This window comes from Streptomyces sp. NPDC058955, assembly GCF_042741435.1.
Classification (GTDB): domain Bacteria; phylum Actinomycetota; class Actinomycetes; order Streptomycetales; family Streptomycetaceae; genus Streptomyces.
On the sequence record NZ_JBHYKM010000067.1, the window covers coordinates 19,092 to 39,585 of the forward strand.

At 68.8% G+C, this 20,494-nt stretch carries 19 protein-coding genes; 8 read left to right on the top strand and 11 right to left on the bottom strand.

Annotated features, from left to right (window positions below):
- The 3 genes from ACFW1I_RS23835 to ACFW1I_RS23845 form a co-directional block, all read right to left on the bottom strand.
- On the bottom strand, positions 1 to 1,181 hold a 1,181-nt coding region (locus ACFW1I_RS23835; RefSeq protein ID WP_384673292.1), incomplete at its 3' end, for a DUF4254 domain-containing protein.
- Positions 1,178 to 1,825 (bottom strand): hypothetical protein, encoded by a 648-nt coding sequence (locus tag ACFW1I_RS23840; RefSeq protein ID WP_384673294.1) that lies wholly within the window; start codon positions 1,823 to 1,825, stop codon positions 1,178 to 1,180. The genes ACFW1I_RS23840 and ACFW1I_RS23835, both read right to left, overlap by 4 nt.
- 3 nt (positions 1,826 to 1,828) lie before the next feature.
- The gene (locus tag ACFW1I_RS23845) at positions 1,829 to 2,296 is read right to left on the bottom strand and encodes an NUDIX domain-containing protein (protein ID WP_384673296.1); all 468 of its coding nucleotides are present in this window, start codon (positions 2,294 to 2,296) and stop codon (positions 1,829 to 1,831) included.
- Positions 2,297 to 2,571: 275 nt separating this feature from the next.
- Between ACFW1I_RS23845 and ACFW1I_RS23850 the strand changes: the two genes are divergently transcribed.
- From ACFW1I_RS23850 to ACFW1I_RS23860, 3 genes are read left to right on the top strand one after another with little or no spacing between them, the layout of a single operon-like run.
- On the top strand, positions 2,572 to 3,645 hold the full coding sequence (locus tag ACFW1I_RS23850) for a helix-turn-helix domain-containing protein (RefSeq protein WP_384673332.1): 1,074 nt from the start codon (positions 2,572 to 2,574) through the stop codon (positions 3,643 to 3,645).
- Positions 3,646 to 3,670: 25 nt separating this feature from the next.
- Positions 3,671 to 4,240: an isochorismatase family cysteine hydrolase gene (locus ACFW1I_RS23855; RefSeq protein WP_384673298.1), complete on the top strand. Its 570-nt coding sequence runs from the start codon at positions 3,671 to 3,673 to the stop codon at positions 4,238 to 4,240.
- Between the two features lie 4 nt (positions 4,241 to 4,244).
- Positions 4,245 to 5,159 (top strand): FAD-dependent oxidoreductase, encoded by a 915-nt coding sequence (locus tag ACFW1I_RS23860; protein WP_384673300.1) that lies wholly within the window; start codon positions 4,245 to 4,247, stop codon positions 5,157 to 5,159.
- Positions 5,160 to 5,307: 148 nt separating this feature from the next.
- Here the strand turns inward: ACFW1I_RS23860 and ACFW1I_RS23865 are convergent, their stop codons facing one another.
- From ACFW1I_RS23865 to ACFW1I_RS23890, 6 genes are all read right to left on the bottom strand, one after another.
- Positions 5,308 to 5,808, bottom strand: coding sequence for a hypothetical protein (locus ACFW1I_RS23865; RefSeq protein ID WP_384673303.1), 501 nt, complete (start codon positions 5,806 to 5,808; stop codon positions 5,308 to 5,310).
- Between the two features lie 153 nt (positions 5,809 to 5,961).
- Positions 5,962 to 6,315: a hypothetical protein gene (locus ACFW1I_RS23870; protein WP_150161234.1), complete on the bottom strand. Its 354-nt coding sequence runs from the start codon at positions 6,313 to 6,315 to the stop codon at positions 5,962 to 5,964.
- A gap of 114 nt (positions 6,316 to 6,429) precedes the next feature.
- A complete protein-coding gene (locus ACFW1I_RS23875) occupies positions 6,430 to 8,148 on the bottom strand; it encodes a mobilization protein (RefSeq protein ID WP_384673306.1) in 1,719 nt (572 codons plus the stop codon).
- Entirely contained in the window at positions 8,145 to 8,486 is a 342-nt protein-coding gene (locus tag ACFW1I_RS23880) for a plasmid mobilization relaxosome protein MobC (RefSeq protein WP_384673309.1), read from the bottom strand. Before ACFW1I_RS23880 ends, ACFW1I_RS23875 begins: the two co-directional genes overlap by 4 nt.
- 327 nt (positions 8,487 to 8,813) lie before the next feature.
- Positions 8,814 to 10,166 carry a hypothetical protein gene (locus tag ACFW1I_RS23885; protein WP_384673311.1) on the bottom strand — a complete coding sequence of 451 codons (1,353 nt, stop codon included), beginning with the start codon at positions 10,164 to 10,166 and terminating at the stop codon, positions 8,814 to 8,816.
- Positions 10,167 to 10,415: 249 nt separating this feature from the next.
- The gene (locus ACFW1I_RS23890; RefSeq protein ID WP_384673314.1) at positions 10,416 to 11,933 is read right to left on the bottom strand and encodes a DnaB-like helicase N-terminal domain-containing protein; all 1,518 of its coding nucleotides are present in this window, start codon (positions 11,931 to 11,933) and stop codon (positions 10,416 to 10,418) included.
- A gap of 322 nt (positions 11,934 to 12,255) precedes the next feature.
- Here ACFW1I_RS23890 and ACFW1I_RS23895 point away from each other — a divergent pair, with 322 nt between their 5' ends.
- The 4 genes from ACFW1I_RS23895 to ACFW1I_RS23910 all read left to right on the top strand — a co-directional run bounded on the left by ACFW1I_RS23895 (position 12,256) and on the right by ACFW1I_RS23910 (position 15,862).
- The gene (locus ACFW1I_RS23895; RefSeq protein ID WP_384673334.1) at positions 12,256 to 12,750 is read left to right on the top strand and encodes a helix-turn-helix transcriptional regulator; all 495 of its coding nucleotides are present in this window, start codon (positions 12,256 to 12,258) and stop codon (positions 12,748 to 12,750) included.
- Positions 12,751 to 12,919: 169 nt separating this feature from the next.
- On the top strand, positions 12,920 to 13,216 hold the full coding sequence (locus tag ACFW1I_RS23900; RefSeq protein ID WP_384673316.1) for a helix-turn-helix domain-containing protein: 297 nt from the start codon (positions 12,920 to 12,922) through the stop codon (positions 13,214 to 13,216).
- Positions 13,213 to 14,982, top strand: coding sequence for a tyrosine-type recombinase/integrase (locus ACFW1I_RS23905; RefSeq protein WP_384673318.1), 1,770 nt, complete (start codon positions 13,213 to 13,215; stop codon positions 14,980 to 14,982). Before ACFW1I_RS23900 ends, ACFW1I_RS23905 begins: the two co-directional genes overlap by 4 nt.
- A gap of 175 nt (positions 14,983 to 15,157) precedes the next feature.
- Positions 15,158 to 15,862, top strand: a complete 705-nt coding sequence (locus ACFW1I_RS23910) for a PaeR7I family type II restriction endonuclease (RefSeq protein WP_384673321.1) — start codon at positions 15,158 to 15,160, stop codon at positions 15,860 to 15,862.
- 83 nt (positions 15,863 to 15,945) lie between these two features.
- Here the strand turns inward: ACFW1I_RS23910 and ACFW1I_RS23915 are convergent, their stop codons facing one another.
- Positions 15,946 to 16,671: a PaeR7I family type II restriction endonuclease gene (locus tag ACFW1I_RS23915; protein WP_150161242.1), complete on the bottom strand. Its 726-nt coding sequence runs from the start codon at positions 16,669 to 16,671 to the stop codon at positions 15,946 to 15,948.
- 12 nt (positions 16,672 to 16,683) lie between these two features.
- Positions 16,684 to 18,360, bottom strand: coding sequence for an Eco57I restriction-modification methylase domain-containing protein (locus ACFW1I_RS23920; RefSeq protein ID WP_384673324.1), 1,677 nt, complete (start codon positions 18,358 to 18,360; stop codon positions 16,684 to 16,686).
- Positions 18,361 to 18,620: 260 nt separating this feature from the next.
- Here ACFW1I_RS23920 and ACFW1I_RS23925 point away from each other — a divergent pair, with 260 nt between their 5' ends.
- The gene (locus ACFW1I_RS23925) at positions 18,621 to 20,120 is read left to right on the top strand and encodes a helix-turn-helix domain-containing protein (RefSeq protein ID WP_384673326.1); all 1,500 of its coding nucleotides are present in this window, start codon (positions 18,621 to 18,623) and stop codon (positions 20,118 to 20,120) included.
- Positions 20,121 to 20,494: the final 374 nt, after the last annotated feature.

Below are 20,494 nucleotides of genomic sequence, written 5' to 3' on the forward strand. Positions count from 1 at the left end.
GGGGGGGCGAGCCGACCGCCGGGGCTTCTGCCCCGTACGGTCTCGGGCACGCGCCCCCCCGCCCCGCCGCCGGCGGCCGGCAGGCCCAGTCCGTACGGGGTGGCCACGCGCAGCGCCGTGGCGGCGGACGGGGCGGCGATGCGCCGGAGGTGGGCGCGAAGGGCGGCGATGCTGCCGGTGTTGTCGATGACGTGGTCGGCGAGCGCGGCGACCTGGTGGGCGCCACGGCTCATCTTGATCTCGTCCTTCGCGGCGACGGCCTGGGCAGGCGTCCCGGACCGCTCGACGCGTACGGCGAAGGAGGCGTCCAGATAGACGATCTGGAGCGTGTCGCCCATGAGCGCCTTGAGCTCGGCGATCGACGCGTCGTCGTGGACGGACTCGATGGTGAACAGCCGGGTGTCGACGTGGGCGTCCGCGAAGCGGTTCAGCTCGCCGAGCAGGAGCTCGGCCTGCCGACGGGCCGACAGCGCGTACGGGTCCGCAAGACCCTCCCGGTGGGCCGCCTGCCGCAGCAGAAAGCCGATCTTGAGGCGCTGGGCACCGCACGTGCGCTGGACGAACTCGGCACTGGTGCTCTTGCCGCACTCGCTCAACCCACCGAAGGCGAGGACCCGGCGCAGGTGCCGACTCGGCTTGATCTCCGCGGGGGCGGCGTCGTCCCGGCCGTACAGCTTGAACCGGGCCGGTACGGGAAGCCGCCGACGGCCGGCGACGACGTCGGAGACCAGCGCGTCGAGTGCGGCGCACAGCTCCTCCCGCTGGCCATGGAGGGCGGGGACGCGCCGGCGGGCCAGCTCGTCCCGGGTCGCCGCGCGCTCGCTGTGCCAGATCCGCAGCGTCAGCACCGACAGACGGTCGACGACGGAGGCGAGCGTCTCGGTGTGCAATGGTGCGTCGGCGCGGCCCGCGTCCGCCAGCGAGCCGAGGACCTCGTCGGCCCGCTCGGCCAGCGCGTTGCGTTCGGCGTTGAGTTGGTCGATCTCCCGCTTGCAGTCCGCGACCTGGGCGGCGGAGAGCAGGGCGCCGCGCACCCGGTCCTCGGTGTCCCACAGGCGTCCGTTGACGGTGTGGAGCCGGGTGACGGTGTCGTCGAGGCGGTGCAGGTCCTTGTCCTGGAGCGTGGCTATGGCGCGGGCGAGGCCGGGCGGTAGGACTAGGGGCGGGGAGTTCTGGGTCATCGGGGACTCCCATCAGTGAGTGGGCTGAGGCCAATGCGATCGACTACGTCGCTGTGTACGTCGTCCAGGGAGTGGTCCTCGCAGTCCACGACCGCGGTGTACGAGCCGTGATCGGCCTGGTGGAGCAGGACCGCGTGCAGCGTCTTCTGGTAGGCCGGGTAGATCCCGGTCCAGGGGCGCCCCTCGCGGGCGCTGGTGATGGCGTAGCTGCGCTCGGCGTCGAGTGACGGGAGCAGGAGGATCGAGATTTCCGGTGCTGTGGCTCGCGAACCGGCGATGCCCGTCACGGTTTTGAACGCCTCGCCGACCGTCAGCCCGTCCTTGACCACGCAGGTCGCGGTGGCCACGGCGAGGAGCATGGACACGCCCCGGTCGAGCAGCCCCGTACGCCCGGCCTCGCGGGCGGCGGCCCGCTTGGCGTGCCCGGCGAGCAGCATCTCGGTCAGTTCGACCGTCGTGGACGTCTCGAACCACCACCGGGCGTAGTCGCCGGCCGCCACCCGCGCCCACGGCTCGGGGTCGTGCTCGTGGACCGCGCCCAGCGACTGGAAGCCGTGCCACCGCTCGGCCAGCCGTACCAGGTGACTCGTCTTGCCCACGTTGTCAGGGCCGTTGAGGCTGACGAAGTCCGGGACCTGCGCCATCGCTCACGCCTCGCGGATCGGGGTGCCGAGGACGGAGACGATCGCGTCCGTGTTCGCGGCGATGAACTCGGCGAGCTCCGGCGGCATCAGGTTCAGTTCGCGGACGGCCTCGGCGGTGAACGGCACCCGGACCACCTCGTACCCGCCCCGCTCCGGCTTGGAGAACTCCGTCCCCGTACGCGCGGCCAGGTCCATCGACTCCAGGCGCGCGGCGAAGATGTGCTGCACGCCGACGCCGCCCTCCAGCTCGTCGGTGATCAGGTGGACCAGCTCGGCGCGCTCCAGCTTGCCGCCGAGCTCCTCGAACACCTCCCGGTGCAGGGCCGTCTCGATGGTCGCGTCGTCCGCCTCGACCCCTCCGCCGACGCTCACCCAGTACGGCTCCCTGCCCGGCTTGGTGCGCTTGATGAGGACGAGCTCGTCGCCGTCGAGGAGGATGGCGCGGGCGTTGCGCTTGACGATGTCGGTCATGCCGTTTGCTCCTTCTGGTGGTGGTACAGGAGAGAACGGGCGGAGGGCCGCCTGGTGGCGGTGGGCACCTCCCCGGCTCGGTGGACCCAGCATGGTGGAGGCCGATGGCGGGGTGTGACGTACGGGTGCTGCAGCAATGCCGCAGCGCTGCCGAACAAGGCTGGCTACGCTGGGCGTTTCGGCGTTCCACCGGGTGACAGACAGGGGGTACGACGGTGGTCACGGTGCAGCGATGGTCCGGCCGGGAAGCCCGGCTGTTACGCGACGCCCTGCGCATGAGCCTGCGGGACTTCGCCGCCTACCTGGGTGTGAGCGACCGGACCGTGTCGAACTGGGAGGGTGGCGGAACGAGTTACCAGCCCCGTGGTGAATCCCAAGCCGTCCTCGACACCGCGCTCGGCCGCGCGTCTGATGACGTGAAGGCCCGGTTCGCGGCAGCCCTGGGAACGAACGGCACTGCTCCACCCATCGCAGGCCGGATCGGAGTCGACTCCCACAAGTTCCTGCCGGTCTTCATCGGCGTCGAGCGCGCCGGCCGACTCCGCGCACACATGACACCGAGCGCGGATGACCAGTGGCTGGAGTCCTCCTCGGCCCGAGTGGACCACCCCGAGGCGCAGGACTGCGTCCTGCATGTCTTTGCGTGTGGGGCTGCCGTCTTCCACCTCGTCCAACCGCACGAGCCTCCCGCGCTCACCGATCTCGCCGTCTGGCGCTATCGCTCATACGCCTCCGATCTACCCTGGGCACGGGACAAGCTCCGCGATCTCCTGGACGAGGACCACACCCGCGTCCCCAACCCGGAGTACGTCCTCTCCTTGTACTGGCTCACTTCCGGCCCGTGGGCCGGAGACGCCCATGACACCGCCCTGCGCCTGTTATCCACGCCCTCGGTTCTGGTCGACCGCGGCGCCCCGGGTGGGCCCGCGCCCTTGGACGGCGCGGTCGAGGCATCGCTCCTCGCCACCGGCTTCGACCACCCGGACATCGTGCCCTTCGGCGTACGGGGCGTCTCCACCGCCTACGCCAGCTGGTCCGGCGTCGCCTACGCCTCCCACTCCCGCGAGCGCAGCCTCACCATCGACGAGCTGGTCACCTGCGAACTGACCGTCCAGGCCCTGTGGTGCTTCACCCGCCAGATCCAGCAGATGATCGAGGACGGCCAAGACCCGTCCATGCCCGAGCAGTACGGCTGGCGCTTCCTGCGCGCCGCCTCCTCCCGGCTCACCACCGCCCGCGCCCAGGAGACCGCGCAGCACGTCCTGATGCGGGAGGCCATCATGAAGACCAGCGGACTGGCCGAGCGGCTGCGCGCCGCACAGGACGCGCTGCGCGAGAGCGTCGGTTGAGAACACGGGGCAGGAGAGACAGCGGATGGACATCGGCAGTGCCGCGCTGGTCGTGATCGACATGCAGAACGGCTTCGTGAACCACCACAGCCGCCACGCCGTACCTGCGGTCTCCGACCTGGTCGCCCAGTGGTCCGCCGCTGGCCGAGCAGTGATCTTCACCCGGTACTTCAATTACCCGGACAGCCCCTACGAGCGCTTCTTCCAGTGGCACCGGCTCCAGGAAGCGCCCGAGACCGACATCGTCCCCGAGCTCGCCGAGGCTGCCGCTCACGCACACGCGATCGTCGACAAGACCGGGTACACGCTCCTCACCCCAGAGGCCACCGAACTGATCCGCCGGGCCGGCTGGACCGACCTCGTCTTCTGCGGAATCGCCACCGAGAGCTGTGTCCTGAAGTCCGCAGCCGACGCCTTCGAGCACGGCTACGCGCCCTGGATCGTCACCGATGCCTGCGCCAGCGACGCCGGCCCCGATGTCCATGACGCCGGACTCCTCGTCGCCCGCCGCCTGATCGGAACCGGCCAACTCGTCACCGCCGACCACCTGATGGGTCAACTCACTGCGTACGCTGGGGCACCAGTGCTGGAATAGCCCCATGGCCGACACGCTGTACGACACCGACCTGATCACCATTGGTGGAGGCCCGGCCGGCTGCGCCGCTGCCCGCATGGCCGCCAGCGTCGGCATGCGCTCGATCCTGATCGAGCCGGACCGGCTGTGCCGCAACCTCTACCGGATCCCGGCCCTGAACAACGTCCTCGGCGGCTACACCAGCGGCCCCGAGCTGGCCGACTCCATCGTCGCGGAGCTGAAGAGCACGGAGCTGTGCCGTCTCGAACTCGGCCGGCGCGTCACCGAACTCCGCGCCGATGGCGACCAGGTGACCGTCACGATCGACACCGGAGCCCGTCTCACCGCCCCGTACGCCATCGTCGCCACCGGCGTCGGCCCTCTCCAGCCCCGCGACGTCACCTGGATCACCGCCCCCGACGGCCTGACCCTGCCCCCGCTCTGGCAGGCCGACGCGGACGATGCCCAGGGGCGCACTCTCCTCGTCCTCGGCGGCGACCGCCCGATCGGCACCTTCCTGCGCGCCAACCCGACCACCGACACCCGCCTGCTCGTCGCGTACCCGGCGGCCGACGCGTACAAGATCGAGGAGATCCGCGAGGACCCCCGAGTCACACTCTTCCCCGTCGAGCACCTGACGCTGGATCTGACGGAAGGCGCCTTGGTATCAGCGGAGGTGGTGGGCCAGGACGGCGCACGGCAGACGATCACCGCGGATGCTGCCTACCTCAGCATCGGGAACGCGCCCACCGCCCCGTCCGGCGACCTGACTCGCGGTCCGGACGGATACTGCTTGCCTGCCGACCAGCACCCCCGCGTCATCGTGGCCGGCGACCTCCGCTCCGCCCGCTTCCAACGGATCATGACCGCCTTGGGCTCCGGCAGTGAGGCCGCGCTGCATGCCTACTACGCGGCCAGGGAACTACTGGCCAAGGGCTGAGACCGCACCAGCGCGCTCCGGCGGCGACGACCCCGGAAGGGAATCTCCACGACCAGCCGGAGCAAGGCGCCGGATACGGTCTTGCCGACGCCGAGGAGATGCACCGACGGCTTCCTCGCCTCGCATGGCTGCTTCTCGGACCGAGCGTCTAGATGTAGTCGAAGTACCGAATCCACCAATCGACTGGCTCCCCGGGGCGGTAGGTAGCCAGAGGACTCAGGCCGTCGTACGGCCGGGTGAGCAGACGCTCGGGGATCGGTACGTAGCCCAGGTCCGTGAGAGCACGTTCGACCCTCCGCAGGTCGGGGACGTCGAGCGCATCCGCCTCCATCGCCTCCTCGGTATCGAAGTAGACGCCCGGGTTCTCTGCGGCCACGACCGCCATCGATCCGAAGTTGCTCACCGAAACGACGATTCGCTCCCCGCATGCCGTGGCCTCCGCTGGCACCTCGACCCTGGCATGCAGGCTCGCGTCCTGCACCTGGCGATCGGCCGTGCAGCGGGTGTCGAAGTCCGCGTCCAGCCTGACCACCAGACGCTCGAACAGCGCTCGCGTCGCCGCGTGGTCGTAGCCGGGGGGACGTTCCACCAGCTCCGGATCGTCCAGGCGATGAAGGAGGGCTTTCAGGTCGGCATCGCTGTACGTCATCCACCCATGATGGCGAAGCAGCCACAAGCAGCACAGCTCGGTCGCAGACCGTGGGGTGGGGCCGGCCGACCAGACGGCGGGGTACGGCCGGTGGCAGGGATTAATCCCGACCACCGGCCGCCGATTCTTTTATCTGACGCCTTTTCTGTGTGATCAGCCCTCCGTGTCGGCGCCCGCAGTGACGATGGTCTCCAACCGGCCGTACTCCAGCATGTCCTCGTGGGTCATGAAGGGGATGAGGACCTTGCGGTGCGGGATGACGTACTTGAACAGCAGCTCGGCCAGCTTCAGCACGGCCGCCTCTGCTTCGGCCCCGGCCTCTGGGTTGTGAACGTGGGCTCCGGCGGCCTGGAGTTCTTCGGCGGTTGCGCCACGGATGATGGCCTGCTCCTCCTCAGTGAAGAGGCGGCCATCGAGGCGGCGGAAGACCAGGGAATCAGCCGGGCCCTTGAAATCCATGTCGAATAGCAGCGCCATGACGTGGGGGCGAGGGGTGGAGTTGGGCATATGGACTCTCCTCAAGAGGGACGGGGTGAATACCGATGCATTCATGGTCCAGAGAATCGCCGGTTAGGCTAACCGGCGGTTGTCGGTTATGTTCGTCGGCTCGGTTTTTACGGTTCAGTGATGTCGCGGAGAAATGTGCGCGAGCCTGGCTCCGATGTGGGCGGGGCGCCCTGGCGTGGAGACGGCGCGGGCGCCGCTGGCTTGCCGGCCCTGGGAGTTCTGGGGATCAGCGGGGAGGTCGGCCATCCGCCGCAGCCGCCACACGAGCACGTCGCTCATGCGCTCCGCTGTGTCCAGCTCCCGTCGGGCAGCTGCCTGAGCGAGTAGGGCGGTGGGGTTGTGGCCGGTGGTTCGGGCTTCGTCGAGGGTGGCTGCGAGGGCCGGCCAGCCGGGTTCGGCGAGGATCCGGTCGGCCAGTTCGGGCAGGGCGTGGCGTACGGCGGTGGCGTGGTGGCGCTGCCAGGAGAGGGCCAGGCTGCTGCCCCGCTGGTGGAGCAGGGCCATGGGGTGCCCGGCGGCGGACGGGTAGGCGGCACGGAGGTGTTCGGCAGCCTGCTGGGCGGCTTCGGCCTGCTGGGCGTGCTGTTTCCTGGCGTGCCAGTGCGCGGCGGCGGCGATCAGGAAGAACAGCATGTCGATGGCCATCGCGGTGGTGGCGCCATCCTCGCCTCGGCCGAGGGCCGGGCCGCTGTGGACGAGGTCGCGTGCGGCTTGGCGCAGAGCGTGGTCGTGGCCGCGTGCGGCGCGGATGTGGGAGCGAGAGGCGCGTTCGAACGCGGTTGCGGCGGCCTGGAGTTCGCGGCGGGTGTGGGCGGCGGAGGTCTGGGCGAGGGCGTCGAGGACTTCGCTGGCGGCGGCGACCTGCGCGGCGATGACGCCGTCGTCGCCGTGGTCGATGACGAGCAGTGCCTGCCAGGCGGCGCTGGTGGCACGCCGGCGTGCGGACGCGGGCCCGGTCACCTGGGGCAAGGCCGACTGCTGGGCGGGGTCGTCCGAGGCCGGAGCCCAGCGTTCGCGGATGCGGGGCAGGGAGAGATCCGGGGCGAGCTTGGAGCCGGAGTAGAAGACCGGCTCGCCCTTGGCGTTGCGGTCGCCGGGGAGGGCGACGGTGTAACCGAGGTTGTCGCCCGACGGCGCGACGCGGCGCCGGATGAGCAGGCCGGCTGTGGTGAGGCGGTCGAAGAACTCCTCTTCGCTTGCCGCGCCGGCCACCGAGCGGCGGACAGCCTCGCGCAGTTCCTCACGCGGGGTGCGCTGCTGTCCCCGGCGTTCGGCTTTGTGGCGCTCGGCGCTCGTGGGGCGCTTGGCAGCGGTGCCATCGCCTGGTGTGATCCGGCGCAGGCCGTAGTCCGCTTCGATGAGGCGGGCCTCGGTCTGTGCGCGGCGGGCCTCGTTGTGTAGGCGGGGCCGTCGGCCGTCGTCGCGGACCAGGGTGGCGATGATGTGGATGTGGTCGTCGGCGTGGCGGACGGCGGCCCACCGGCAGGCGGCGTCGTCGCCGTCGGGGGCGATGCCGGTGGCGGCGACCATGCGGCGGGCGATGGCGGCCCAGTCGTCGTCGGACAGGATCGGGTCTTCGGGGCTGGCGCGTACGGACAGGTGCCACACGTGCTTCTTGGGGCGCCGGCCGACGGGCAGGGCGTTGACAGGCTGGTCGAGCAGCCGCTGAAGCTGCCCGTAGGTGGCCTGCGGGTCACGGCCGGGGTCCGGGGTGAGCGGGTCGAAGGCGGCCACTAGATGGGGGTCGGTGTGCTCCTCATGGGTGCCGGGGCCGTACAGGTAGCGGATCAGCCCGATCGTCTCGCTGCCGCGCTTGTGAATACGGGGGATCACGCAGTGGCACCGCCGTCCCGGTGGGCGAGCAGAGCATCGGCGGCATCCTCCACGCGACGGACTGCGCTTAGGACGGCCTGGGCGGTGGCGTCGAGGTGGGGTGCGTCGGCGCCGGAGTTGAGGGCCTTGGCGACCTGGTTGAACAGGCCGTGGATGCGACCCAGGTGCCGACGCGCGGTGAACAGTTCGTTGATGACTTCCCGTTCGGTGGCGATCTCGGCGGCGGTGCGGGTCAGGTCGAGGGCAGCCTTGTCGACGGCGTAGGCGAGGAAGGCGGCGTTGGTCATCTGGCACTGGGCGGCTGCGTCGGTGAAGCGCTTGTACTCGGCGTCGTTCATGCGGCAGCTGGGCTGGTGCAGGCGCTTGCGGGGCTTCGGCTGACGGGCGCGCTGACGCCGCCGCGAAAGGGGCTCGGTCTGCTGTCCCCCTCCTGGCTGCGGTCCGCCCTCGGCCGCAGCCTGTCGGTCCGGCGCCCCCTGGCGCAGGACCGGTACCGCCATCCCTGGGGCGGGACCTCCGGGAGCATTGCTCCCGGTACAACTTGCTCCGCCTGGTGCTGGGGTGTTGGTCGGCTGCTGCTGGGGAGTAGCGGGTTCGTGGTGGGCATCGTGCACTGGATTTCCCTCTCAGGTCATCGCTGCGGCGAGTAGTTGCGGTTTCGGGGATCAGGCACCTGTGCGCGTGGCCCCGAGCTGGGACTTGAATGCGCGGACGACTCGGCCTGCGTCGTTGCTGGCGACGCTGTAGCCGGCGTCGCGCACGGCGTCCTCCACTCGGTCGCGTCCGACGCTGCCGGTCTCCTCGTACATGCGGCGGGCGAACTGGAGGATGACTTCGTCGGGGGCGCTGGACTTGCGACCGGACCGCTTCGGCTTCGGCGTGGGGCGCTTGGCTGGTGGGGTGTGTGAGCCGCTGCCCGTGGATGGCGGAACGGCCTCTTGCGGGCGGGCCGCCCGATTCGGGCGGGCTGTTGTTTTCGGGCCGGAGCTGGCGGTGGGATCCGGGCGGGCAGATCGCGGGCGGGGTTCCTCGTCGCCCGGATCTGATGGATGCGGGCGGGGGCGGTTCTCTGCCAGCCCGTCGCTTTCCGCCCGCTCGTCGGCGTCTGCCCGGGAGTGGTCGGGCGGGCTGACGGGCTGCCCGGCGGGCGTGGTCCAGCGCTCGGGCAGGTCGATGGTGGCCAGGGCGGCTGCTTGGCGGCGGGTGGCGAGCTGGCGCAGCAGCTGCTCGTTGCGGAGCGGGTCGGCGTCGATGCCGGAGCGGGCGAGGGCCTTGGACAGGCGGCGCACGGTGCGTCGGCCCGCCCGTCCGGTGCGCTGCCCGGGCGTCATCTCGGCGAGGCGGGCGGCCAGGGCGACGGCCCGGTGCGTGGCCCGGTCGCGGATGATTTCGGCGGCTCCCTGGTCCTGCTGGACGATCCCCAGGCGGGCGAGCAGCCGCTCGCGGGCCTGCCGTGTGAGGACGGCTGCGAGTCCGCGGGAGGCGGCGTCGGGGGTCCGCTGTCGCGGTTCGATGCCCATGGCCAGGTGCCACAGCACAGCGGCCATCACGGGGCCGGTGAAGGCGCGCACGGTGCCGCCGACGGGGCCGGCCTCAGCGTAGGCGGGGATGGTCTGCATGGCGGTGATCACCCAGACCAGGACTCCGGGCAGCCCCGCTGCCTGCCTCGGCCCGTGCAGGTTCTGGCGGGCCATCAGGGCCATCGAGAACAGGGCGAGCTCCGCGGCGGCGAACATCGCGGTGCGCTCGGCGGTGTTGCGCATGTCGAGGTAGTGGGCGGCGAACCGCCAGCTGGTGTCCGCGCTGTAGGCGGTGCACACGAGCGCCGCCACAGTCGCTGTGACGACGGCGGCCGAGATGCGCGGCTTTCGATCGTGGGTGCGGTGTTGGTGGCGTCGCGGCCTCAGGCCCGCGAGCAGTGCGCCGGCGGCAACGGCCAAGACGGCCACGGGCAGGAGCGGACCATCAGCGAGCGGGAGCGAAGCGGTGGCGAGCATGTCGGCTATGACAGGGGGCATGTACGGGGCTACTCCGGGGAGAGCGAGGAGGCGATCACGGCGTTCACGGAGGGGGCGTACACGCGGGCCCCCTTCTAAAGGGGGCCCCGCGCGTGATCGCTTGGGTGCGTGTACGGCGTGGACGGTCGTGTGATCGCTCTACCTGCGGTTTTTCGGTGAGCGTGTGTGCTGTGAGCGGTTCACGGCGGTCTGCGGGCACGAGGGCCGCGTGTACGGTCGCGTGAACGCTTTCAGGGGTCGGTGCGGGGCTCAGCCGACGGCGGTGAGGTGGCGGGCGGAGGCGTAGTAGCGGGCCTGCTGGCCGCCTCCGGCCCCTCCGGCCATGCCGTCGGCCTTGGTGGCCAGGCCGTCGTCGACGAGGCGGCTGAGGTGGCGTCGTGCCTTCTCGATGTCGGCGCGTTCGGGGTCGCCGCCGATGAGGATGGCCGCCAGCTCTCGTGCGCTCATCCCGTTAGGGGCATTGCGCAGCAGGGCGGTGGGGTCCTTGGTGGGGTCGACGGTGGTGGTGCCGCGCACGTGGTCGTGGGTGACGTCCAGGGGGCCGACTTCACCGGTGGAGGTCTTGAGGTGGTGCAGGGTGACGGCGGGGTCGCCTGCTCGGCCGGTGACGAACAGGACGCTGCCCGCGCCGGAGGTGAACCAGGTGGAGCCGTAGACCTGGTCGAGGCTGGGGCGCTGTCCGCGTGGCGCGTCGGCGGTGGCCTTCCGCTGGTGGTGCAGCTCCATGATCTCCACGCCGTTGCGAATGGCGCGCATGCGGGCGTTGTGGAAGGCGACCGCGAGGCTGTCGTCGACCATCGTGCTGACCGCGTCCTTGAGGCTGTCGATCACGATGGTGTCAGCCTGGTGGGCGGCGGCGAGGTCGGCCAGGAGGTCGGGTTCCTTGTCGAGAGTGGCGGGCAGCGGGCCCTCCCAGACCACGAGCCGCTCGCGCAGGATCTTTTCGTCGGTGGGGAAGACGCGGCGGGCCATAGCCTTGGCGATCTGCTTCGGCCGGTCCATTGCCAGGTAGAGCACGCGCCTGCTGGGGGCGACGGGCATTTCCAGGACGGTCTCCTGCAGGCCGATGCGGGCGAAGATCACCTGATGGGCCAGGGTCGTCTTGCCGACGCCCGGAGCGCCGACGATCATCAGGCTCTCGCCGGAGGCCCAGACGGTCTTCTCACGGGTGCCCCACAGGGGCTCGGTGTCCGCGCCGCTCTCTTTGACGAACGACCATCCGTTGGTGGCGAAGCGGGACAGCCGTCCCTGTCCCGAGGCGAGTGCGCGCTCGCGTTCGGCGCGTACTTCCGCTTCGACCTCGCTGCGGATCGCCTCGGGATCAGCGCCGGGTTCCTGGGCCCGCTGGAGGGTCCGTACGGCGGAGGTCACCAGGCGGCGTAGGTCGGCCTTCGCGCGGACGATCTCCGCGTGGTGCTCGGCGCTGCCGGTGCCGTAGGGCGCGTCGGCGAGCTGGAACACATAGGTGGGACCGCCGACCCGTTGCAGATCGCCTTGCTGCTGGAGCAGTTCGGTGAGGACGATCGGGTCGGTCGGCTTGTCCTCGCGGTGCTGGGTGAGGAGCGCGCGCCAGATGGTCTCGTGCGCGGGCCGGTAGAAGGCGTCGTCGCCGAGTACGGGCCGGACCGCGTCGATGACGTCGGCTTTGTGCATGCAGGCGCCAAGGACCGCGCGCTCGGCGTCCAGGTTGAACGGAGGTTCCGTCGGGGTGGGACCTTCGTCGAAGCGGGATGGCGTCTGGGATGGCAGGGTCGTACCCTGGGTCACGGAGCTCCTCATCCGGCAGGCCATTACGGGGCGGCAACCCCGGCCTCCGGTTTCGATCGTTCAGGGATGGATGGTTGTGCGGTGGAGCCTCTACTTCGGCCCCGGTGTTCGTAGCACCGGGGCCGCTTGCGTGTGCGGATCCGTCCGCCGCTGTACGGCGGACTACGACCATAGCCGAGATTTTCGGCAGCGCAACGCCTTGCATTTCACTCCGCAACGATGTTTAGTTGTGGATGCTGGCCCCAGTGGACCCGTTGTCGTGTGAAGGGAGGTGCGAGTGAGCGGTGAGGAAGGCGCGGAGCGCGCCGGCCCCGGTCGTCCGATGCCGGAGGAGCACGTCGCTGCCCGCATCAAGCTGGAGCGCGAGGTCCGCGGTTGGAGCACGGTGAAGCTCGCCGAGGAGATGGCCGCCGTCGGCCATCCGATCAACCAGTCGGCGATCTGGCGCATCGAGAGCGGCAAACCCCGTCGCAGGGTCAACCTCGACGAGGCGCTCGGCTTCTGCAAGGTCTTCGACATCACCATGCAGGACCTGACGGGGCCGCCAGGAGAGCTGGCCACGCCCCGCATTCGCGAGCTTGTCCGTGAGTACGTCCAGATGGCGCGGGAGTACCACCAACTGCGAGCGGCGATCGACCGGAACCAGATGCACCTGCACGAGATCGACATGGAACTCAACGCATACGGGGACAAGGGCCCCGAGCAGAGAGGACAGGTCGACGAACTCCTCCGGCTCGAAGAACGAGCCCTGCAGAGGAGCCTGCACCCATCCCGGGCGCACCTGCGAAACCAGGGGCAGCCACCCACCGGCGAATAGTCGGCCGCTGTCCCCTTACGGCGCTACGAACGCTGAGACCCCCCACGCATGGCGACCTCCGTCGCCGACGATCATCCAACGACCCATCCATCCCTGAACGACGCCACCGGCCAGGCCGACGGGAGTTGCCGCTCCCGCGACGCTGCGATGCCGGCGGGAGGAGTGCCCCATGCCACAGCCCGCGCTGCCCATTTCCCAGATAGCCCACCTCCTGGACGTCCCCGAAGACGCCCTGCGCACCCTGATGGCCGAGCGGCGATCCGCCGGCGACACGACCCTGGTCGCCCTCACCGTCGCCGAGGCCGCCCGCCGGATCGGCATCGGCCGCACCAAGCTGTACGAGTACGTCTCCTCCGGCGAGATTGTCTCCGTCAAGATCGGCAGCTTGCGGCGCATCCCAGCAGAGGCGGTGAACGACTTCCTGGCCCGCCGTCTGTCGGCGACCGACTTCGGAGCCGCCGCATGACGCGAGCCTCCGCACCGAAGCCCCGCCAGCCCAACGGCGCCTCGTCCATCTACCTCGGCAAGGATGGGCGCTGGCACGGCCGCGTCACCGTCGGCGTCAAGGACGACGGCACCCCGGACCGTCGCCACGTCGGCCGCAAGACCCGCGCCGAGGTCACCAAGCTCGTACGCGAGCTGGAACGGCAGCGCGACAAGGGCGCCGTCCGCAAGGCAGGCCAGTCGTGGACCGTGAAGACATGGCTCACCCACTGGGTCGAGAACATCGCCGCCTCGCACGTCTCGGAGAACACGATCGACGGCTACCGCGTCGCGGTGAACCACCACCTCATCCCCGGCCTGGGCGCCCACCGCCTGGAGAAGCTCGACCCGGAGCACCTGGAGCGCTTCTACAAGAAGATGCAGGACAACGGCAGCGCCGCCGGCACCGCCCACCAGGCTCACCGCACGATCCGCACGGCGCTGAACGAGGCCGTGCGCCGCAAGCACCTCACGGCGAACCCGGCCTCCATCGCCAAGGCCCCCAAGGTCGAAGAGGAGGAGGTCGAGCCGTACACGGTCGAGGAGGTCCAGCGGCTCCTCGCCGAGGCCGCCAAGCACCGCAACACCGCCCGTTGGGTCATCGCGCTTGCCCTCGGCCTGCGCCAGGGCGAGGTCCTCGGCATGCAGTGGAACGACGTCGACTTCGAGCTCGGCGTCATCCGCGTACGCCGTGGCCGGCTGCGGCCCCGCTACAAGCACGGCTGCGGCGAACGCTGCGGCCGCAAACCCGGCTACTGCCCCCAGAAGATCAACACCCGCCGCGAGACGAAGAACGCCAAGTCCCGCGCCGGCCAGCGCCCCATCGGCGTACCCGAAGAGCTCCTGCAGCTCCTGCGCCAGCACAAGGAGGAGCAGGCCCGCGAGCGAGCCCGAGCCCGCGACCTGTGGATGGAGAAGGGGTACGTGTTCACCTCGCCCACTGGCGAGCCCCTGAACCCGAACACCGACTACCACAAATGGAAGGAGCTCCTGAAAGCCGCCGGCGTCCGCGACGCCCGCCTTCACGATGCCCGCCACACCGCAGCGACTGTCCTGCTCATCCTCGGCGTCTCCGACGCGGTCGTCGACGCCATCATGGGCTGGGAGCCCGGCAAGTCCGCCCGGATGCGTCGCCGCTACCAGCACCTGACCAGCCGCGTCCTCAAGGACACCGCGGCCAAGGTCGGCGGCCTCCTGTGGGGTACGGACGAGACCGCGGGAAGCGCTGCGCCGCCGGAGGCCAGCCAGAGTCCCGTCCCCGCCGAGCTGGTGGTCCACGTCGCCCGCCTCGGCGATCGGCGCGTGCCCTTCCTCCACCGCGAGCACGCCGACGAGGTCGTCGCCCGGTGGAGCGAGGACTGGCCCGACCACACGGCCGAGATCGAGGAATGGGACCGCTGGCGTTGGGAGGATCAGGGTCCCGACGGCGCGAGCGCCATCCGCGACCGCGTACCGGCGCGGGCCGTTGTCTTCCACGCCCGGGCCCTGTTCCTTCCCGGTGGGGAACGCGCGGCGACCGGGGGCCCGGAGCAGTGGTCGGTGCCAGCCTGGGAATTCGAGACCGATCGCTACACCGCCCGCACCTCGGCCTGGCGCACGGCCCGACGACCCGGAACGGGCCAAGAAGTCGAGGCCCAGGTACGAGGCACGGACAAGGCCGCCGTAGAGGCTGCCTTCGCCGAAGCGTGTGCACAGGCTGTGGATCGCACACGGCATCCAGGGAAATACGGGGACACCGACGACTGGTAGACGGGCCCCGGCGGGTTGCTCCAAGACAGGTGCAACCCGCCGTTCGTCTTGCCGTGATGGCCAGGAGGGCACGGGCTGTCTTTGGCGCCCTGCGGGCCGACTGTCAGTCCCACCCCTCAGACTGGGTTCGCTAGTTCGAGCCTGTGGCGTACGCCGAGCGACGAGGATGGGTGACGTGAAGCCCGAGGTGATCCAGCAAGCGGTCCAGGACTTCTGGACCAAGCGGGGTGAGCAGAGGGACAACCAGGAGGACGGCGGGAGGGCCGGCGGAGAGGCTCGGGCCAATGGCCACATCAAGGGCTTCGAGGACGCCGTGAAGCAGATTTTCCTCGACTGCGGCATCCCTGAGGGAGATATTCGGACGGGGAGGCCCTATCTGCCGGGCTACTACCGCGTCCGCAAGCAGTGGGATCTGGTGGTCCTCTATAAGGAAGTCCTTGTTGCCGCACTTGAGTTCAAATCGCAGGTCGGCAGTGTCGGAAAGAACTTCAACAATCGTTTCGAGGAGGCGTTGGGCAGCGCCACTGATCTGGCCGCGGCCCAGAAGAAGAACGGTCCCTTCGGGGCTGTGCCCCCGTGGCTTGGTTACGTTTTCGTACTTGAAGAGACGGAAGAGACCGAGAAGTCGAATAGGCAGTCCCACGCACTGTTCGAGACTGATCCGACCTTCAAGGGGATGTCGTACACCCAGCGCTACCAGGAGATGATCAGCCGTTTCGTGGGTGAAAACGTCTATGACATTGGGTGGTTCATCACTACCCAGAGGGTGGAGGACGGCAGCATCACCTACAAGGAGCCTCTGCCGACGGCGACTGCGCGAACTTTGCACGTGGCCATCGAAGGCCGGGTCAAGCTGGTCAAGGCCATGCTTGGCGAGTGACTCGTCGGCCCCGTTCCCCCGCGGGGCGCCTGGAGGAATGGGGCCTACGTGTGTCGGCCGCCTTCGGAGAGCCGTGGACCGCTCTAGCCGGGAAGTCCGAGGTCCTTCAAATATGTGAGGCGCGCATTGATTGCTGCCGAGAAGTGCCTCCAATCGAGGCTGTCCACCAGCTCGATGGGCTTGGGGTTCTCGGCCGAGGACGTGACGTAGCAGGCGGCGTCGTAGAGCTGCTCGGCCATGAGGCGCTCGCAGAAGATGCCGAACCGGTCCTGGTACGAAGTGCCGTGCCAGATCTCGTCAGCCGGCAGGGCGCCCTTCGCGGTCTTGACCGGCCTCCGGGACCCTTCCCCGTCCTGCATGATGAAGAAGTAGCCGAGCCAGGGCTTCTCCTTCGGAAACAGCTCGGCGAGGGCTGCGCGACGGAGGTCCACCGCGCTGCCCAGCGCTTCCTCGACCCGGTTGTTGTAGTTGTTGCCGTACGAGGGTCCGCCGAGCGCCTTCAGTTCGAAGGCTGCGACGAGTACGCCCTCATGTACAACCACGAGGTCCCACTGCTTCTGTGGCCGGTAGTAGCCGGGCAGCTCCAGCCCCTGGGACTTGCTGACGCGGATGCTCTCGGCCGGGTATCCGGCTTCCAGGAAGAATTTCGCCAAGAGGGCTGCGATCACGTCGAAGTGCTTGCCGCCGCGGACCGAGCCAGCCGTGCCGGCCCCAACCGCAGCCTTGATCGCTGACTGTTCGCTCTGCAGCTGCTTGGCGCCCCAGTACGCAGCTATTGCGTCCTCGAAGTCTTGGCGGGTGACCGGCAAGATCCGTTCCTCCTAGTCAGGCAGCTCGGTCAGTCCGTAGACGCGCAGGGCGGCCTCTGTAGCGGCCTTCACGTCGCGCTTGTCGAAGGCGTCCGCGAGGGCGACTCGGTCGCTCTCACGGATCGCTGCCGGGTCGGGCACGCGGATCTTGCGGAGGTACTGCGCCTGGAATCGGAGGGTTCCCCCACGCATCTTGACCGCGTACGCCTCCACGAACGCTTCCGCGACCTTAGACAACAGCAGACCACCGAGTACGCGCATGTCCCAGACGTCCGAGACGATGAAGTACAGGTTGTGGTGAGGGTACAGCGCGCCTTCATCAAGGACCGGATGGATCGTCAGCTTCATGTCCGGAAACAGCAGCTTGGGGCGCCGCGTCAGACGGTGGTCGACCTTGTCGATCGTCTTGTACCAGCGCTGAGGCTGCTTGACCGCGACGTACCGCTTGCGGAGCGCGGCTCCGTGCTCCTCGAAGTACGCAGCGAGCTTCGGGTAGGCAGTCAGGTCGACGAGGTCACCTTCGGATGTCCACGGGTTGACCAGGTAGGTGCCGTTCCAGTGCAAGGTGCCGCTGGTGGTGTCACGGACCATGGCCATGGGCAGCAGCCGGTCGGTCTCGACCAATGCGTCGTCGTCAGTGAGGAAGACCTTGTCGGCGCCGGTGGCGATGCCGATGCCGACGCGGGTCCCGGTCTCGGTGTCTTCCAGGAGCCGAAAGCGTTCGGTGAGTTCTTCGAGGAGGGCCAGCCTGGCTGGCGAGGCGGCCGGCCATGAGTCCTCGTCGGGGAACCAGTGCGGCATGCGGGCGGCCTGGAACGCCGGGGTGGTGATCGACTCCACCGCATCCTTCGCGTACCAGGTGGCGAAGTCGTCGGCTTGGACGCTGCCGAATGCCCGAGTGGTGTCTGCTGCCACTGCTTCGCCCTGGGGCCGGTTCGAGATGATTGTGATCGCCGGATAGGCCGAAACCTGATCCTCGAAGGCGTTCACGTCGTGCATGACCAGGGCCAGATCCATGCTGAAACGGCTGGTCACCAACTGTCGGAGGCGTCGACCGTACTGGTTTCGCATCCATCGGTCAGCGCAGATGAAGCCGAGTCGCCCGTCAGGGTTAAGACTTCGCAGCGCGACCTCGTAGAAGCCGACGTAGATGTCTGCCCTGCCGCCCATTGTGGAGCAGGCGCTGCGGTAGGCCAGCATCCGGTCGTCGGGAACGTCTTCGAGACGGATGTACGGAGGATTGCCAACCACGTAGTCGGCTCGGTGGTATGCATCGGGCTGGAGCAGGTAGTCACCTTGTTCAACCCACGCGGTTGCCACCTGGCGAGCTTCCTTGGCCTGCCACCCTTCGTCCCGCAGTTGCTTTTCGACCACTGCACGGCTCTGCTCCACGTTTTTGTCCAGCAGATCCAGCGCGTGGACGGCTGAGAGAGCATCTTCGAGGGGGCGATTGTGCGCGCGGCAGGAGGCGCTGATCCGCGATGCGACGGCCGTCAGGAAGGCGCCTGAGCCGCAGGCCGGCTCGACGAGCTTCAGGTCGCAGAGGTCCTTGTCTGCCGTGTACCCGAGGAGATCAAGGATCAGGTCGACCACCCAGCGTCGTGTGAAGACCTCGCCGTGCTCCACAGCCTCCGTGGGAAGGGCGGGGAGCGCGTGCAGGTCGGTATCAGAGAGCAGATGAGTGGCCACGCCTCGACCCTACTAGGGAGAAAACCGGCCACGGACTCTGTCCACGAACGAGTGGCGTTGGCGTCGAGCCACTCTGAGACAGGTCTTTCGATGGCTATTCACTGCTCTGCGAGCTGTCCTGCGCGTGACCCTGATCACCTATGGATCGAGGGCTGGCCGATTCGGCGAAAGCTCGCAAAACAACGCTCCGAGCCTCGTGGTTCTCCTACGATGCTTCCCTTTACATGCGGCGGTGGGACCGGGCAGATGGGGGCAGGAGCATGGCTGTGGTCGTAGAGCCTGTGGTGACTGAGGAGAAGCTACGGGAGCTGCTGGCGGAGGCATCGGAGCAAAGAGCTCTCGACTACAAAGAAACGCTCGACTTGTCCGAGCGGCGTGACCTGGTGGATATCGCCAAGGACGTTGCGGCTATGCAGGCCGAGCCCACTGGTGGGTACCTCGTCATCGGCGCTGACGATCACGGCACCCCTACCGGTCGGCTCTCTGAGGACCAGACTCGCGGCTTTGACGAGGCGACGCTGCGGCCTAAGTTGCAGAAGTACATCCAGACACTCACGATCCACACGGCAGCGCACTGTCTCGACGGGAAGTGGCTCGTTCTGCTCTACGTCGCCCCCAGCGCCGATGGATGTTGCGTCTTCCAGGTCGAAGGCACCTATCAGGACGGCAAGAAGCAGGTCACCGTCTTCCGAGCTGGTGATGTCTTCGTGCGGCACGGCACTTCCAGTGAGCGGTGGAAGCAGAGTGACGTGGTCGGCGTGTGGCAGCGGGCCATTGCGCTGCGCAAGGAGACCTGGCGGCGGGAGCTGCGTCAGGAACTCGAAGCCCAGGGAGCCATTGGAGAGGCTGCCCAGCACGTACGTCAACGATCGGTTTCGGCTCTCACCTGGCAGCTGGACCAGGAAGTGTTCGACGCCGCGGTGCTGGAGTACCTGCGCGCCGAGGACGACATCCCGCTTCGACAGTTCTTGCTGTCTGCCCCGGCTCAGGCCCGCGAGCTTCTCACCACCATGCCTGAAGACCTACCCACCTTGCTGAACCGCGTGGCCAGCTTCACGGCTTTGAGCCTCGTCCATGAGCGAGCGCAGTGGGTCGCCAAGGGCACGGACTCCTTGCTCTCCATCTACAACCTTGGCAACGAGCTTCCCGGATCCGCCCAAGAATCCCTCACCGGGCCGCGACTGTGGTTGTCCGTGCTGGAGCGGGTCTACGGGCTTGGCGGTCTTGCCGTTCGGCTTCAAGACTGGCCAGCGGTCCGCGTGCTCGCCGACCGACGGGGAACCGATCAAGGATTCGACTGGTTCGGCAGTTGGCTTCGGCACGGGCTGACGACGGCTTCCCGCGCCGGCCTACTCGCCTCCGGCGCTTCACACAGCTCGGGACTGATCGCGGCAGCCCACAACACGGTCCGGGAGGTGCCAGCCCTGCATCCTGACGCCTCACCTGACGACGACGCCGTACTCAACAGCCTGTGCCAGTTCGATGCGCTCGGCGCGCTGGTCGTCATGGGGGTAGCGGGTAGAGCGGCAACCCGCGACTTCTATACCAATTTCGCCCGGTACATGACACGGCGCACCGAGCCTGCGCTGGTGGCTATCACAAGCGACGCTGGTATGCGCCAGACGCTCTTCGAAGGCAGTCCGCAGCTGCTGGAGGAGAGCCTGAAGCTCCTGGTTCGCATGGCTGACCAGGAAGGCTTCAGCTTCAACGGATGGACTGGGGTCAGCGATCCGCATCTGCAAGAACTCGTGTACGACTGAGCAGTCCAGCGGAGCCGATCGGGCCATGCTTTCGGCAGATGACTAGGGCCAGAGTGGGGCCGCAGAGGGTGTCGATTGAGTCTTCGTGGCACGGGCTCTCCTGCCCGGATCGAGCCCGGTCGGATCCGCCGGTGCTTACGCGGCGAGCGTTGGGTTGCCCTGCGGTCGTGGGCCCGGGCTCGACACTGTGACCGGTTCGACGGGACGGGCGCTATAGCCCGTCCGCCCAGGTCCGCAGCCGTCCGCGCGGTAACTGAGACCAAAACTGAGACCACACACGTCGAATGGGGCCCCCCGACACCAGGGGGGGCCCGGCGCACAGGCCCCGGGTGGGGCAGGGGGGGGGTGAGCGTATGTGAAAAGGGAGGGGGGGT

Bases quoted from the DNA above. Each gene is read 5' to 3' on its own strand.
- ACFW1I_RS23870 (WP_150161234.1), bottom strand. From the start codon at position 6,315: ATGCCCAACTCCACCCCTCGCCCCCACGTCATGGCGCTGCTATTCGAC.
- ACFW1I_RS23840 (WP_384673294.1), bottom strand. From the start codon at position 1,825: ATGGCGCAGGTCCCGGACTTCGTCAGCCTCAACGGCCCTGACAACGTG.
- ACFW1I_RS23855 (WP_384673298.1), top strand. From the start codon at position 3,671: ATGGACATCGGCAGTGCCGCGCTGGTCGTGATCGACATGCAGAACGGC.
- ACFW1I_RS23905 (WP_384673318.1), top strand. From the start codon at position 13,213: ATGACGCGAGCCTCCGCACCGAAGCCCCGCCAGCCCAACGGCGCCTCG.
- ACFW1I_RS23860 (WP_384673300.1), top strand. From the start codon at position 4,245: ATGGCCGACACGCTGTACGACACCGACCTGATCACCATTGGTGGAGGC.
- ACFW1I_RS23900 (WP_384673316.1), top strand. From the start codon at position 12,920: ATGCCACAGCCCGCGCTGCCCATTTCCCAGATAGCCCACCTCCTGGAC.
- ACFW1I_RS23880 (WP_384673309.1), bottom strand. From the start codon at position 8,486: ATGAACGACGCCGAGTACAAGCGCTTCACCGACGCAGCCGCCCAGTGC.
- ACFW1I_RS23885 (WP_384673311.1), bottom strand. From the start codon at position 10,166: ATGCCCCCTGTCATAGCCGACATGCTCGCCACCGCTTCGCTCCCGCTC.
- ACFW1I_RS23850 (WP_384673332.1), top strand. From the start codon at position 2,572: ATGAGCCTGCGGGACTTCGCCGCCTACCTGGGTGTGAGCGACCGGACC.
- ACFW1I_RS23925 (WP_384673326.1), top strand. From the start codon at position 18,621: ATGGCTGTGGTCGTAGAGCCTGTGGTGACTGAGGAGAAGCTACGGGAG.
- ACFW1I_RS23845 (WP_384673296.1), bottom strand. From the start codon at position 2,296: ATGACCGACATCGTCAAGCGCAACGCCCGCGCCATCCTCCTCGACGGC.
- ACFW1I_RS23865 (WP_384673303.1), bottom strand. From the start codon at position 5,808: ATGACGTACAGCGATGCCGACCTGAAAGCCCTCCTTCATCGCCTGGAC.
- ACFW1I_RS23895 (WP_384673334.1), top strand. From the start codon at position 12,256: ATGCCGGAGGAGCACGTCGCTGCCCGCATCAAGCTGGAGCGCGAGGTC.